General features: G+C 70.7%; 12 protein-coding genes. 3 read left to right on the top strand and 9 right to left on the bottom strand.

The features are described 5' to 3' along the window. Window positions 1-188 precede the first annotated feature (188 nt). The 8 genes from FRADC12_RS20225 to FRADC12_RS20190 all read right to left on the bottom strand — a co-directional run bounded on the left by FRADC12_RS20225 (window position 189) and on the right by FRADC12_RS20190 (window position 10270). The gene (locus FRADC12_RS20225) at window positions 189-1367 is read right to left on the bottom strand and encodes a thiolase family protein (protein ID WP_045877810.1); all 1179 of its coding nucleotides are present in this window, start codon (window positions 1365-1367) and stop codon (window positions 189-191) included. A 30-nt stretch (window positions 1368-1397) separates the two neighbouring features. Beyond that, a complete protein-coding gene (locus tag FRADC12_RS20220) occupies window positions 1398-1859 on the bottom strand; it encodes a Zn-ribbon domain-containing OB-fold protein (RefSeq protein WP_157488964.1) in 462 nt (153 codons plus the stop codon). Continuing rightward, window positions 1856-3109, bottom strand: coding sequence for an amidohydrolase family protein (locus FRADC12_RS20215; protein WP_045879927.1), 1254 nt, complete (start codon window positions 3107-3109; stop codon window positions 1856-1858). The genes FRADC12_RS20220 and FRADC12_RS20215 overlap by 4 nt, the downstream gene beginning before the upstream one ends. A gap of 165 nt (window positions 3110-3274) precedes the next feature. Then, entirely contained in the window at window positions 3275-5389 is a 2115-nt protein-coding gene (locus FRADC12_RS20210; protein ID WP_198152987.1) for an acetate--CoA ligase family protein, read from the bottom strand. 1 nt (window position 5390) lies between these two features. After that, complete coding sequence (locus FRADC12_RS20205; protein ID WP_045877808.1) at window positions 5391-6578, bottom strand: CaiB/BaiF CoA transferase family protein; 1188 nt, start codon at window positions 6576-6578, stop codon at window positions 5391-5393. A 151-nt stretch (window positions 6579-6729) separates the two neighbouring features. Then, window positions 6730-7572 (bottom strand): enoyl-CoA hydratase-related protein, encoded by an 843-nt coding sequence (locus FRADC12_RS20200; protein WP_045877807.1) that lies wholly within the window; start codon window positions 7570-7572, stop codon window positions 6730-6732. 39 nt (window positions 7573-7611) lie between these two features. After that, the gene (locus FRADC12_RS20195; protein ID WP_045877806.1) at window positions 7612-8556 is read right to left on the bottom strand and encodes an HpcH/HpaI aldolase/citrate lyase family protein; all 945 of its coding nucleotides are present in this window, start codon (window positions 8554-8556) and stop codon (window positions 7612-7614) included. A gap of 16 nt (window positions 8557-8572) precedes the next feature. After that, entirely contained in the window at window positions 8573-10270 is a 1698-nt protein-coding gene (locus FRADC12_RS20190; RefSeq protein WP_084011068.1) for a thiamine pyrophosphate-binding protein, read from the bottom strand. Window positions 10271-10475: 205 nt separating this feature from the next. Between FRADC12_RS20190 and FRADC12_RS20185 the strand changes: the two genes are divergently transcribed. The 3 genes from FRADC12_RS20185 (at window position 10476) to FRADC12_RS20175 (ending at window position 14357) form a co-directional block, all read left to right on the top strand. Next, window positions 10476-11117 (top strand): SRPBCC domain-containing protein, encoded by a 642-nt coding sequence (locus FRADC12_RS20185; RefSeq protein ID WP_084011067.1) that lies wholly within the window; start codon window positions 10476-10478, stop codon window positions 11115-11117. After that, window positions 11114-12763 (top strand): thiamine pyrophosphate-binding protein, encoded by a 1650-nt coding sequence (locus FRADC12_RS20180; protein ID WP_045877803.1) that lies wholly within the window; start codon window positions 11114-11116, stop codon window positions 12761-12763. The genes FRADC12_RS20185 and FRADC12_RS20180 overlap by 4 nt, the downstream gene beginning before the upstream one ends. Window positions 12764-12869: 106 nt before the next feature. Further along, the gene (locus FRADC12_RS20175; RefSeq protein ID WP_045877802.1) at window positions 12870-14357 is read left to right on the top strand and encodes an aldehyde dehydrogenase; all 1488 of its coding nucleotides are present in this window, start codon (window positions 12870-12872) and stop codon (window positions 14355-14357) included. Between the two features lie 92 nt (window positions 14358-14449). Here FRADC12_RS20175 and FRADC12_RS20170 read toward each other — a convergent pair whose 3' ends face one another. Beyond that, a complete protein-coding gene (locus FRADC12_RS20170) occupies window positions 14450-14857 on the bottom strand; it encodes a VOC family protein (RefSeq protein WP_198152986.1) in 408 nt (135 codons plus the stop codon). Window positions 14858-14964 lie beyond the last annotated feature (107 nt).

Raw genomic sequence — 14964 nt, 5'->3', positions numbered from 1 at the left:
ACGCCGCCAGCGCGAACCCGGTGGCTAAGAGGAACGGCAACAACCGCCCCACGAAACACCTGCGACGCCCGCCCACGATCACCCTCCGTCTCCATGACATCCAGGACTGGATTCTAAAATGACATCCAATATTGGACACAGTGTTGTGCTGGAGACGGAGCGGGTGTGCCCGGCGGGGGACGCGGTGGTCAGTCGGCGGTCAGCAGGCAGGCCCAGTAATAGGAGTTCGTCCACAGCGCGGTCTTCGCGTCCGGGACCTGGCGGGCACCGGACTGGCCGCGCAACTGGTGGACCGACTCGATGCAGAAGTTGGCGCCATGGCGACGGCCCACGTTGCAGGCCCCACCGTCGGTGTTCATCGGCAGCGCGCCGCCCAGGCGGGTCGCCCCTGACTGGATGAATGGCCCTGCCGTGCCGGGCTCGCAGAACCCCAGTGCCTCGAGCCACATCATCGGCCAGATCGTGAAGCCGTCGTAGAACTGCACGGTATCCACATCGGCTGGCCGGAGGCTCGTTCGGCTCCAGAGCGCCTCGGCGGTCGCCGCTGGCGAGTCCCACATGTAGAATGGGCTTTCCGGGCCGCCGTCCCGCGGCTTCCAGGACATGCCGTAGGCCGACGCCTCGACGAACACCGGCTTCTGCCGGAAGTCGCGCGCCCGTTCCTCGGTCGTGAAGATCACCGCCGAGCCGGAGTCGACCGGGTAGTCGCAGTCGAAAAGACGCAACGGCTTGCTGATGTAGCGGCTGGCGAAGTAGTCGTCGAGCGTCATCGGCTTGCGCAGCAGCGCATCCTCGTTGAGCGACGCATGGTAGCGCTGGGTGATGACATGGCTGCCGAACTGCTCTTCGGTCGCGCCGTAGAGGTCCAGATAGCGCTGCGCGGTCAGCGCACCGGGCCACTGCACCGGCAGGATCTGCCCGAACGGCCGGCCGAACTGGAAGTCGTTGAAATGGTCGGGTACCCGCTCGGGCTCGCCCGGCTCGTCGCTGACCAGGTCGGAGACACTGAGCCGCTGGTTGATCACTCGGAACGCGATGCAGGTGTGGCAGTTGCCGGCCTGAATAGCCGTGATCGCTTCCCGGGCCGGGTGGGCAAAGACGACGCCGCCGCCGGAGGAGCTCACGTGCAGCGGGTCGACGCCGAGCATGTGCCCAAGGTCGTCGGAGTTGATGACGTCCAGCCCGACCGGAGCCGGCCCGGCCGTGTCCCACGAAAGGGTGACGCCGTCAAGGTCCGCCGGTGTCATGCCCGCGTCCTCGAGCGCCGCCTTCCCGGCCTGCATCGCGAGCTGGCGCGACGACAGGCCGGTCCGGCGACCGGTCGTCGAGTACCCGACCCCGACGATCGCCACGCGATCGGTTGCCACGGGTGTCCCTACCTCCTGAATGGTCGCGCGTCAGCCAGCCGCGCCTGAGCGCGGGTGGAAGACCGGAAGCGTCAGCCCCGGCGCGGCGTCGGTGAAGGTCACCTCGACCGGCAGCCCGACTCGCAACCGCTTCTCAGGGCAGTCGATGATGTTGGTTGTCACCGCCAGGCCAGGCTGCTCGTCGAGCTCGACGACGGCGAGCACGAACGGGACCTTGTCCGTCCAGTACGGGTGGTACGCGGCGACGGAGACGGTGTAGGTGTAAAGGGTGCCCAGCCCGCTGACCCGCTCTGGGGTCATGTTCACCGACAGGCACCGACGGCAGATCGGCCGCGGCGGGTGGACGTAGTAACCGCAGTCCTGGCAGCGCAGGATCAGCAGTTCCCGGCGCGCCGCGCCCTCCCAGAAGAACCGGGTGTTGTCGGTGAGCTCGGGCATCGGCGGGTAGACCACCCGCCGATGCCCGTCCTGCCGGGCCACGGGCCCCGTCACGCCTGCGCGGGCGTCGGCAGGTCGATGCGGTAGAGCTCGGCCGCGTTGTCCTGCAGGATGCGCCGGCGACTTTCCGGAGCGACCTCGGCCAGCGTCGAGTTGAGGTGCTCGCGGTGCGGGTAGAGGCAGGTCGGGTGCGGGTAGTCGGTCTCGACGAGGACGTTGTTCACACCGATCGCGTCGAGGTACTTCAGCGCCTCGCGCTCGAACCAGAACGTCGCGTAGAAGTGGTCGCGGAAGTACTCCGTAGGCCGCTTCTGGAGGTTCTTCCCCTCGTTCGGCATCATCTCGACCAGCTGGTACTCCATGGCTTCGAGGAAGTACGGGATCCAGCCGATCCCGCTTTCCACTGAAACCAGCTTCAGCCCGGGGTGGCGGTCCAGAAGACCGCTGTAGATAAAGCACATCATGGTCCGGGCGCTGCCGAGGGCGAACAGGGGCGCGGTGATCGCCATCCAGGCCTCGGGGCCGAAGTTGTCCCACGGCATCTTCATGATGGGGCTCGCGTCGAGGTTCCCACCGACGTGGAAGTTGACCGGTGTCCCGGTTGACGAGCAGAAGTCCCAGAAACCCGCCCAGTAGGACGTCGTGAAGTCGGGCAGACCAATCTGCTCGGGCTTGTCGGAGATGACCACCCCGTGCAGGCCGAGGTCCTCGACGGCTCGCCGGGCCTCCCGCTCGAGCGCCTCCTGGTCCCAGAACGGCAGGATCGCCTGCGGGAGCAGCCGGCCACCCGACTCCTGCTGCCACTCGGCTATCGCGTCGTTGTAGATCTGGACGAGAGCCAGCCGCAGGTCGGGGTCCTTGACGTCGTTCATGAACTTCAGCGTCGCCAGCCCGGCGGCGTTCGGGTAGACGACCTGCGCCCAGATGCCGAGGCTGTCGAGCAGTTTCACCCGTGCCGTGGCGTCGTAGGCGGCCGCGTGGACGTCGTCGAAGGTCGGCCGGCTCGGGTCCTTGAAGTTCGCCAGCGCGTCCGAGTCGACGACCTCCTGGGTCTCGGGCGCCTCGATACCGCGGTGCTTGACGCCGTCCTTGTCGACGATGCAGGTGCCGAGATGACCGAAGCTCTGGCCGCCCTCAATGAACCAGTGGTCACGGCCGTTGACCCGCTTCACGTAAGGCAGGCGGTCCTTCAGGCTCGCCGGAGCGCGCGACACCCACAGGTCCGGCGGCTCCGTCCAGTGTGCGTCACCGTCGATCACATGGTACGAGCCCAAAATATCCTGAGGACTTTCCGCAGTTGTCATCGAGGTCTCCTCTCGGTCCGTCGTCACTGTAACTTCGCGATTCGGCCGCCCACAAGCAAACGTGCACGAGAAAGGCACGCCGCACGCGTTCGGCAATCACTTGAGCGGGAATTGCCAGCTGCCCGCGGTGTGCAGCTGCCCAATGTGGTCAGCTGGACGGCACCGCTAGACGACGCGGGCGTCGGCGCAGGCCCAGGCTTTCGTCATCATGTCGACGATGCAGGGGTTGACGTCGATCGACTGGCAGCCCGGGTGGGACACCATGAACTCGGCGACGGAGGCGAGCGCCGCGGCCAGCTCGTCGACGAGGGCGGGCGCCTTGGCGTCCAGGTAGCGGCCGATCCGGGTACCTGTGACCAGCTCCCGCGCCGCGGTGCCCGTCACCAGGTCGGCCAGCGCCAGGCGGGTGTCGTCAAGGAACTCCACCGGGCCGCCGCCGGAGCCGAACAGGACCACGGGACCGAACTCGGGATCCCGGTGAGCGCCGACGATCAGCTGCACCTGCCCGGGAGCGAATCCCTCGACGACGACCGACGACACGTCCCACTCCTCGCCAGCGGCGAGGATGCGGTCGTAGGCGGCCCGGACGCTTTCCGGGCCGCTGCCGCCATGGACGAACTCGAGCAGGCCGTGGTCGGCCTTGTGCACGGCGCTGGGCACGTTCGCCTTGAGGACGATCTGCCCGCCGAGCGCGGCCGAGGCCTCGGCCGCGGCCTCGGCCGAGACACACGTGCGGGCCTCGACGAACGGCAGGCCGAGCTTGCCGAGCAGCGCCCGGGCCGCGGCGTACGACAACGGCGTGAACGCGGCGCTCACCGCCTCCGCCGCGGGCGCCCGCCGCCGGGCGAGCGTGGCCAGCAGGTCCGGGCCGCGCAGCCCATAGTCCTGGTAGAGGGACATCGCGCGCACGGCCCGGGCCGAGTTCGGGAAGACTGGCCGCCCGGTCGAGGCCAGCAGCGAGACCTGGGTGCCGGTGAACTCGCCCGCCGGCCACGCGGACAGGGCGGCCTTCGCCTCGACGGCCTCGAGGGCCCGGGGCAGCTCGGCGTAGTAGCGCTGCGCGAGGTCGCCGCCGAAGACCGGCGACGCGACGAGCATATGGCTGTAGTCGTTGGTGCGGACGAACGCCTCGATGCCCTCCCGCAGCCGGTGCGGGCGGCTGACGACCTCGCCGGTCGGGTCGAACGGGTTGGCGCCGGAGGCGTACTCGAACGTGGAGTCGACGAAGGCGGCGAACTCCTCGGTCGCCGGCGGCAGCGCGATCCCGTGCTCCGCGCACTGGTCGGCGATGAGCGCGGCCTCGCCGCCTGAGACGGAGACAACGCCCAGCCGGATCGGCTGCGCTGGCGGCGGGCCCCAGGACTCCACCAGCCGGGCGACCTCCCAGAGCTCGTCGAGGTCGCGGACGGCGATGATTCCATGATCGCGCAGGACGGCCGCCTGCACCGCGGCGTTCCCCGCGATCGAGCCCGAATGCGCGCGCACGACCGCGCCGCCGACCGAGGACTGGCCGACCTTGAGCAGCACGATCGGCTTGCCCACGGCCAGGGCCGCGCTGGCGGTGGCGCGCGCCTTCGCCACATCGCCGAACGACTCGAGCACGGCCATGATGACGCTGATCCGGGGGTCGGCGAGGAAGTGCTCGACGAGGTCCCACACGTCGAGGTCGATCTGGTCTCCGGTCGCGACCGAGATGCTGACGCCGACGCCGTTGGCCTGGGCCCGGTTGAACAGGGTGTTCCCGCAGGCGCCGCTCTGGCTGACCAGTGCCACCCGGCCGACGCGCACCTGGTCGGGACCGTGGTGGTTGTGCGCGGCACGCGGGACGTAGTCGTCGAACAGGTTGACCAGGCCCGCGGTGTTCGGCCCGAGGACTCGCAGGCCGCTGCTGTGGATGAGCTCCTCGAGCTCGGCCGCGCGGGCCTGGCCCTCGTCACCGGCCGCCCCCTCCCCGAAGCCCGAGGAGACCAGCGTGACCGACCCGACGCCCTTGGCGGCACATTCCCGCAGCACGGGCAGGGCGACTCGCGCGGGAACCGTCACGACCGCCGTGTCGACCTCTCCTGGAATGTCGAGAACGGAGGCGTGGCAGGTGATTCCCTGGACCTGGGACCTGCCCGGGTTCACCGCGTAGATCTCGCCGCGGTAGCCGAAGCTGCGTAGGTTGTGGATCGGGGCGCCGTTGAACGTCGTCGGGACCTCGCCGGCCCCGATGATCGCCACCGAGCGTGGCGTGAGCAGCGTCTCCAACGCTCGCTGCCTGCCGGTATGGCCAGTCACGTCACCGCTCCTGTTCGGTTTCCTGGGCCAGCTCCGTCGGGAAGACGACGCCGTCGTGCTCGCCGAGGGTCGGTGGCGCCAGGTAGGGCTCAAGAATCTGGTCGTGGACCCGGATCGGCGTCATCGCATGCGTGATGACGCCGAGGCTCGGATGTGTGACGGTCCGCACCGACCTGGCCTCAGGCGCGGTGACGGCCTCGGGCACTTCGCGCACGACGCCGTTCGGGACACCCCGCGCTTCGAGCGAGTCGGCCCAAGCGTCGGCGCTGTCGGCGGCGAGCGCCTGCTCGAGCTCCTTGCGCAGGGCGTCACGGTAGGCCACCCTCGCGCCGTTCGAGTGGAACCTGGGGTCCGTGGAGAGGTCGGGACGCCCAAGGACCATGCACAGCTCGCGGAACTGGGCGTCGGTGCCGGCCGCGATCACCAGGGGGCTGGTCGCCGTTGGGTAGACGCCGTAGGGGACGACATGCGGGTGCTCCGTGCCGAGGCGCCCCGCCGGGGCCCCGGCGAGGAACCAGCCGGCTGCCTGGTTCGACAACAGCGACAGAACCGACTCGTAGAGCGAGACGTGCACCGGTGTCCCGGTGCCGGTCCGGTCCCGCTCGTACAACGCCGACGTGACCGCGCTGACCGCGTAGAGCCCGGCGGACAGGTCCGCGATCGGAACGCCGACCTTCACAGGGCCGCCAGCCGGCTCGCCGGTGACGGCCATGAGCCCGCCGAGGGCCTGGATGATGAGGTCGTAGCCCCGCCGTTCCGGCTCCTCGGGCCCGAACCCGGAAAGCGTCAGGTGGACGATCCGTGGGTTGATGCTGGCCACACGCTCCCAGTCCACGCCCAGCCGGGTCGCGATCTCGCCGGTGAAGTTGTGGACGACGACGTCGGCCTCAGCCAGCAGCGTGTCGAGCCGTTCCCGGCCGGTCGGGCTGGCCAGGTCGAGGACGATCCCCCACTTGTTGCGGTTGGGCCCGAAGTAGTAAGCGGCGGTGCCCTGGAAGAAGGGCGGCCCCCAGCGGCGGGTCTCGTCACCGGCCGGGCTCTCGACCTTGACGACGTCGGCGCCCAGGTCGGCGAGGACCATGGTGCAGTAGGGCCCGGCCAGCACACGGGACAGGTCGAGGACCTTCACCCCATCGAGGGGGCGGCCGCTGTTCGCCGGGGAGCGCGGCCACCGCGCCTCGGGGGTCAACGGTCACGCTCCCCGGCCCGCGGCGAGCACCGAGCGCCGCCTTGATCGGATGACGGACGAGGCTCGCGCATCGTCAGGGTTCCACCTCCAGGGACCTGGATCATGTCGAGGGTGCCAGGGCGTCGGCGCCGCCGGGCGGCGCCGACGCCCATCAGGCGTCCTTGCCGCTGCTCCCGCCGCGGCCTGACGGGTTGTTCAGGCGTTGGTCGTAGAGGGCCTGGGCGGGGCTGGTGTGATGGCTGAGCTGGTGGGTCATGAAGTGGTACCGGTCGAAGTCGTCCCACCCCTGCCGGGCAGCCAGGAACTGGAAGCTCAGCTTGGACAGTTCGAGGGTCTCCCGGGAGACCTGCAGCAGGCGGTCCGCGGTGGCTTCGACGTGCTTGTCGAGCTGGTCGTGCTCGACGACCCAGTTGACCAGGCCGGCCTCAAGTGCCTCCTGGGCGCCGAGTCGTTCATTGAGCCACAGCAGCGACTTGGCCCGTCGTACCCCGACGTTGCGGACGAACGTCGGCACCTCTGCGTCGTTGATCTCGAGCGGCCCCAGAATCGGGGAGCCGAAGACCGAGTCCGGGGTCGCGACCACGAAGTCACAGGCCTCGACGAACATCATGCCAGCGGCCAGGCAGTGGCCCTGCGCCCGGCAGATCGTCGGGATCGGCAGCCGCCTGACTCTTTCCACTGGCTGCACGAACATCTGCCATTCCTGGCGCCACCGGCGTTCCGCCGTCGACTGGTTGGACCGGTAGCGGGGGTTGTCGGCCGACTGCCGGAGGTCATGGCCGGCGCTGAACGACTTCCCCTTCCCGCCCAGGACCAGCACCCGCACCGACTCGGACCGCTCCAGGTCGTCGAGCGCGGCGCACAGCGCCTCGAGCATGTCGAGGTTCTGAGCGTTGTGGACCCGGGGGCGGTTCAGCCAGATCCACCGGACTGGGCCCCGGTCCTCGACGAGGACCGGGGGCTCGTCGGCCGGCGTGGCCGCTTCAGATGCCACCTGGGCGCACCTCCTCCGGCAGCTGGGCCTGGGCGGGGCTCACTTCGCCGGCTCCAGCGCCTTCTGCTGGAGCCGCTCGACCTCGGCGGCCCGCTCGACGGCCTCGTTCGCGCGCTGGAGGATCTGGAACGCGCTGCGGACGAACGGGCCGTCGGTCATCTGGCCCTCCACGACGCGGACCGTCTCGCCGACGGCCTCGGCCTCCTCCGCGGCGGCGACGACCTTCTGCGCCCACTCGATGTCACGCTCGGACGGGGTGAACTCGCCGTGGATCGGCGGGAGCTGCCGCGGGGAGATGACGAACGACCCGTCGAAGCCAAGCTGAGCCGAAGCCCGCGCGCAGAACGCCGTCCCCTCCGCGTCGTACATGTTCGCCCACCCGGTGTCGATGGCCTTCAGGCCGGCGGCACGAGCCGCGATGATCAGCCGCTCCTTGGAGTACAGGTGCTCGAACGGGTAGTCCCAGATGACCCGGTCGCCGCCGATACCGATCCGGCGGACCCGCAGCTCGCTGGACAGGTCGCCGCCGCCGAAGGCGAGGCCGCGCAGCCGCGGCATCCGGCTGATCTCGTCGATGTTCTGCACCGCGGCGGCGGTCTCGACCATCGACCACAGGCCGACGGAGCCGATCTCCCGCCCGGCGGCGTGCTCGGCCCGGGCGAGCAGGTCGCCCGCGACCTCCAGGTCCTTCGGACCGCGGACCTCGGCGAGCATCACCGACGGGACGCCCGCGTCGACGAGGGCGTGGAGGTCCTCCGGGCCCTCGTTGCCGAAGACGCTGTTGATCCGGACGGTGACTTCCTTGGTGCCGAAGTCGGCCGACCTGATGAACTTCGCGACCGCCGCGCGGGCCTCGGCCTTACGCGACGCGTGGACGCCGTCCTCAAGTTCGATCATCAGGCCGTCGGCCGCCGACCGGGCGGCCTTGTCGAGCAGCTTGGGCTGCAGGGCCGGGACGATGAGCATCGAGCGCAGCAGAGTCATGTGCACACCTCCGGGGCTAGCTGAAGATCTTGCGGGTGCCGCGGTCGACCTGGATGTCGACGAGGCGCGGCTCGCGGGACGCAACCGCTTCCAGGACCGCGGCGACCGCGGTCTCGACGGTGTCGACCCGTACGCCGTCGACTCCGAGGGAGCGGCCGAGGCCGACGAAGTCGACTTCGGGAGAGACGATGTTGAGCCCCGGTACCTTCTCGACCTCTTCGAGGCTGATGCCGGTCAAGGACATCAGACCGCCCTTGAGAATCCGGTAGCTGGCGTTGTTGAGCACGCAGACGACAATCGGGACGTTGTAGCGTGCGGCCGTCCACAGCGCCTGGATCGAGTGCAGGGACGACCCGTCACCGATGACGGCCACGACGCTGCGGTCCGGGCGGCCGATGGCCGCGCCGACCGCCTCCGGCAGGCCGAAGCCGATGCCGCCGCCCTTGGTCCCGCCGAGGTAGCCGAGCTCGTCGGTGAACTGGCCGGCCAGCTGCACCCAGGCCGAGTTCGACAGCGACTCGTCGACGACGGTGGCGTTCTCCGGCAGCTTCTCGTAGAGCGCCGTCATGAGGGATGCGGTGTTGATCGGGACGTCGAGCGCCCGCTTCGCGGCCGAGGCGACGACCCGCGCCCGTGCGGCGGCGTGCTTCTCGACGAGCTGGGCGTGCCGCTGCGCCACCTGCTCCGCGAGCTCGGGCTTCATCGCCGCCGCCGAGGCCTCGGCGAGTGCCGTCAGCGTCGCCGCGGCGTCGCCGAGAAGCGTGACGTCGACGTCGATGCCCGGCCCCTGCGAGCTGTGGTCCGTCAGGGCGATGACCCGGTGCCCGGGCGCGGACCAGTTGGTGCCGCCGAACAGGGCGGGCGCGCGCAGGCCGAGCCCGCAGGCCAGCACGACGTCGTGCTTGGCGAAGATCTCTTCGAAGTTCTTCGCGTTCGGGAACATGATCCCCTGGGACATCGGGTCCGAGGTGGGATAGTTCGCGTACGTCGAGACCGGCTCCCAGTAGACGGCCGCCGCCAGTTCGTGCGCGAGCCGGCGCAGCTCGGGGACCGCCCGGCCAGCTCCGATGATGTCGCCGGCGATGATCGCCGGGCTCTCCGCCGCGTGCAGCATCGCGACCGCGGCCTCGACCATCGCCGCCGGCGCGGTGCCCAGGGCGGGGACCGGGCCGGCGTCCGGCAGGTCACCCGAGTCCGGCAGAGGCATCGTCTGCAGGTCGAGGGGGATGCTGACGAACGTCGGCGCCTGCGCTGGGGACAGCGCGTCGCGGATGGCCCGGCCGACCGCGACCGGCACCTCCTCCGCGGTCTGGGCCTCCCAGGCCCACTTGGTCACCGGCCGCATGAGACTGACCAGGTCGCCGTAGAGCACCGGGTTGAGCAGCGTGTGGCGGCGGTCCTGCTGGCCGGACAGCACGACCAGGGGCGTGCCGTTGCGGAAGGCATTGTAGATGTTGCCCAGTCCGCAGGCCAGCCCCGGGGCGACGTGCAGCAGGCTGACCCCGGCTTTCCCGGTCGCGATCGCGTAGCCGGCGGCCATGCCCGTCGCGACGTTCTCCTGGAGGCAGAGGTAGTAGGACATCCCTGGGGTGCGGCCGATCGCGTCGACCAGTGGGAGCTCGGTCGTCCCGGGATTGCCGAACACCGCGGTGACGCCGTGGGCGCGCAAGGTCCCGGCGAGTACCGAACTCACGTCGGGAGACGTTGTGGTCACCTGACCTCCGATGGGTGTAAATCTTTTCCCGCGAGCGCGCGAAAATCGACGCGAAATGCGTCACGCTTGATTCACTGAAGTTCCGCGAGCTTGCCATCGCGGTTATTGTGCGCAAGATTTGATTTACGGTTACGAGACGGTATAGTAACGATACACCAACGCCCACGCAAGAGGCGCTGTCAACCATTCCGAGGGGGTCTGTCCGTTGCAGTCCGCGACCGTTTCGATCGACGAGGTGTTCCAGGTGCAAGCGCCACCGGACGCCGCGTGGAAGTTGCTGACCGACCCGGCCGTCGTGGTGCGGTGCATGCCCGGCGCCGAGATCCTCGAGGAACGCGCGGACGGGACGCTGCTGGGCACACTGAAAGTGAGGCTCGGTCCCACCGTAGTCGCTTTCAGGGGCGAAGTCACTCCGACGTTCGACCACCCCATGTACCAGGGCAGCCTGGCCGCTCAGGGTGCCGACGGCCAGGGCAGGACGCGCGCGAGGGCGACAACTGGTTTCTCCGTGGCACCTGGCCAGTGTTCAGGTGCGCAGGTTTCCCTCACTGGCAAAATCGAGGTCGCGGGCCCACTCGCGCCGTTCGTGCGGACCGGTGGTGCCCACCTTACCCGCCGCATGGTCGCCGACTTCTCGGCAAACCTGGCCGCTCAACTCGAGACCGCCGCCGCCTCCGCGGATGATCCGCCCACGGACGGGAACGTGGCGCCGCGTCCCGTCCCGGCCGCGGCACCAGTGAACGGGTTCCGTCTCCTGGCCGCGACCGTGCTCGACCTGTTGCGCTCCGGTATTCGCCGTCTCGGCGCCCTGATACGGCGGCCGGCCCCACGAAAGGACCACCCGTGAAGGTCTACGAAGCCCTCGCCCGCGCCGTCCTCGACGAGGGGACCCGCACGGTGTTCAGCCTGCTCGGCGACGCCAACATGGAGTTCGTCGCCTCGCTGGGCCGGCTGGGCCTGGCCGACATCCGGCAGTCCCGGCACGAGAGCGGCTCGGTCGCCGAGGCAGAGGGCTACGCCCGTGCGTCCGGCTCGCCCGGGGTCTGTTCGGTGACCTGCGGGCCAGGCCTCGCCAACGCCCTGACATCGCTGACGGGCGCCGCCCGGTCCCACGCGCCGATTGTCCTGGTCACCGGGCAGCCGTCCCGCGACGACACCACCAACCTGCAGCGCTTCGACCACCGCGGCCTCGCCCAGCTGGCCGGCGCCGCCTACCAGACGGTGGGCAGCCCAGGGGCGGTCCTCGACGCCGTGCGGGCCGCGTTCCGGACCGCCCGCACCGAGCGGGTCCCGGTGCTTTTGGACGTCGACATCGACATCCAGAACGCCGAGTATCCGTGGGACTACGCCTATGAGCCGTCGACTGTCGGCCTGGCCCCGGCGCAGCGCCCCCGCCCGGACGCCGCGGCGCTCGCCGCCGCGGTCGAGGCGCTGAGCGCAGCCGAGAGGCCAGTCGTCCTGGCCGGCGAGGGGGCGCCGGACGGCGCCGTCGATGTGCTGCGCGAGATCGCCGCCCGCGCTGGGGCGCTGCTGGCCTGCACGATGCCCGCCCGCGGCCTGTTCCACCCCGACCCGTTCAACATCGGCGTCGCCGGGCTGTTCTCCTCCCCCGCCGCCAGCGAGCTCCTGGCCGAGGCCGACTGCGTGCTCGCCGTCGGCGCGAGCCTGAACTACTTCACCACCGAGGGCGGCTACCTGTTCCCGGCCGCCTCGATCATCCATGTCGACACGGCCGCGCAGATCACCATGTCGACCGGCCGGTCCGCGGACGTGTACGTCCGCGCGGACGGGCTCGCCGCGGCCGAGGAGATCCTCGCCGCGCTGCGCGCCGCGCCGGCGCGGACCGGGTTCCGCACCGACGAGGTCGCGCGGAAGATCCGCCAGACCCCGGTCGACGCGACGACGCCCGAGCTCGAACCGGGCACGGCCGACCCGCGCGAGGTCTGCGAGGAGCTCGAGCGCAGCCTGCCGGCGGAGGCCGGGCTCGTCATCGGCGGCGGGCATTTCTGGGCCTTCCCGATCATGCACATGGCCCGGCGCTACAGCCCGCAGCTGTTCGGCCATCACTTCGGCGCCATCGGCCAGGGCCTGCCGCTCGCGCTTGGCGCCGCCGCGGCTACCCCCGGCCGGCCGCTCGTGCTCGTCGAGGGCGACGGCAGCGTGCTCCTGGCCGCCGGCGAGCTCGAGGCTCTCGCCCGCCCCGGCAACCACGTGCTCGTCCTCGTCCTCAACGACCAGGCGTTCGGGGCCGAGTACCACAAGCTGCGGGCGAAGGGCTTCGAGCCCGACCTGGGCCTGATCCCGCCGACCGACATCGCCGCGGTCGCCCGGGCGTTCGGCTGCCCGGCGGCGACGATCACCGACGCCCGCGAGCTCGCCCCGCTGGTGAAGGAGTTCCTCGCCGGGAGCGGGCCGCTGCTCGTCGACTGCCGGATCTCCCGGTCCGTGATCAGCGCGCCGTACCGGCGCATGCACTTCGGCCTGGACCACTGAGCCATCCCCTCCTACTGGATCTGCTCACGGAGACGCAGGCGAGGCGGCGACGGGCCAGCCGCACCGACGCCGGCCCGCGCCGCGTGACCCGCGAAGGGAGACACAGGTGACACCCCCGAGCGAGACCGGCCTGCTGGCGCACCCGGACCGTTTCTTCATCGACGGCGCGTGGGCCGCGCCGTCGTCCGACGCACGCCTGGAGGTCGTCGACTCCAACACCGAGGAGGTGTTCCTGCGGGTCGCGGAGGCCCGTCCGGCGGACCTCGACCGCGCTGTCGGCGCGGCACGCCGCGCCTTCGACGACGGTCCGTGGCCACGCCTCACCCACGCCCGCCGCGCCGAGTACCTGCGCGCGATGGCCGCGCAGCTGCGGACCCGGTCCGAGACGCTGGCCCAGCTGTGGCCACGCGAATCCGGGGCGTTGTTCCGCCTCGCCCGCCACAGCGCGGGCATCGGGGCCTCCGCGCTCGAGCGCTACGCGGACCTGGCGTCTGGCTACCCGTGGGAGGAGCCGGCCCAGCCCACCGCCGGCGGGGCGTTCGGGCTGCTGGTCCGCGAGCCGGTCGGCGTCGTCGGGGCGATCGTTCCCTGGAACCTGCCACTCGAGCTCTCGCTCCACAAGATTGCCCCCGCGCTCCTCGCGGGCTGCACCGCGGTCCTCAAGGCCGCGCCCGAAGCGCCCGGCGAGCCGTACGTCATCGCCGAGGTCGCCGAGGCCGTTGGCCTGCCTCCGGGGGTCCTCAACGTGCTGACGGCGGGCCGGGAGGTCTCCGAGCTCCTGGTCCGCGACCCCCGCGTCGACAAGATAGCTTTTACGGGGTCGACCGCCGCCGGCCGGAGGATTGGCTCGATCATGGGCGAGCGGATCGGCCGGTACACGCTCGAGCTCGGCGGCAAGTCGGCGGCGGTGATCCTCGACGACGCCGACCTCGGCGCCGCGGCGGCGGCGATCGCCGCCTCCGAATGCCTGGTCACGGGGCAGACCTGTGCGTCGTTGACCCGCCTCGTCGTCACCCGCGGCCGCCACGACGCGTTCGTCGAGGCGCTGACGGACGTCTTCGCCGGCAAGCGCGTCGGCGACGCGTTCGACCGGGAGTCCCAGATGGGACCGCTGGCCATGGAACGCCAGCGGGAGCGGGTCGAGGACTACATCGCCAAGGGCGTCGCCGAGGGGGCGCGGCTCGTCACCGGGGGCGGCCGGCCCAAGCATCTCGACCGGGGCTACTTCATCGAGCCGACCCTGTTCGACGGCGTCGACAGCAGCTCGACGATCGCCCAGGAGGAGATCTTCGGCCCGGTGCTGACCGTCATCGAGGCGGCCGACGAGGACGACGCGGTCCGGATCGCCAACGACACCGTCTACGGGCTCAACGCCTCGGTGTTCACCACCGACGTCGACCGGGCCCGCGAGGTCGCCGGGCGGCTGCGCAGCGGGACGGTCGGCCACAACGCGCTGCGTACCGACTTCGGGGTCGCCTTCGGAGGCTTCAAGCAGTCCGGGGTCGGCCGGGAGGGCGGCCGCGAGGGCCTGCTCCCCTATCTGGAGACGAAGACCGTCATCCTCGACGACATCCCCGCCCGCTACCGCGGCTGACCACCCGGGCACCACACGCCCTGACAGGCGAACAGAGACGGCCGCCGGCATCGCCGGCGGCCGTCTCTGTTCGCCTGGTGGCGCAGAACCCGCTACCTCGGCTCGGGGGCCGTCGGCCAGCCGGTCTCCGACAGGTCGAAGATCAGTCCGTCGGGCGAGAGCCACTTGACCTCGAACCCGGCCTCCGGCGCGGGCTCCCCCTCGGCTGGCTCGTCCTCAAGGACCTTCTCGGCACCCAGCCCGGCCAGACGGGCCTCCACCTCGTCCCTCGAGTCGACCTTGAAGCCCATGTGGTGGAAGCCGACGTGGCCGGGGCGGCGTACCGCCGCCGGCTCGAACAGCTCGCCGCGGACCAGGACGATGTTCATCACGCCGTCGGTGAGCACCGACAGCTTGTCGTTGTTGACCAGCAGCTCGAGGCCCAGGGCCTCTGCGTAGAACAGCCCCATGCCTTTCGGGTCCTCGGACCCGATCGCGATGTGCCGCAGACGAGCTCCCACCGACGCCCTCCTTCTGTGCCGCACGACGGGCGCGGGCGGCGGCGTGCCGCCCTGGCCCCGACAGACACGGGGTGGGACGCCGACGTCGGCGTCCCACCCCGTGGACA

It is taken from the genome of Pseudofrankia sp. DC12 (genome assembly GCF_000966285.1).
In the GTDB taxonomy this organism is placed as follows: domain Bacteria; phylum Actinomycetota; class Actinomycetes; order Frankiales; family Frankiaceae; genus Pseudofrankia.
This window is presented reverse-complemented; position numbering and strand designations above follow the sequence as displayed.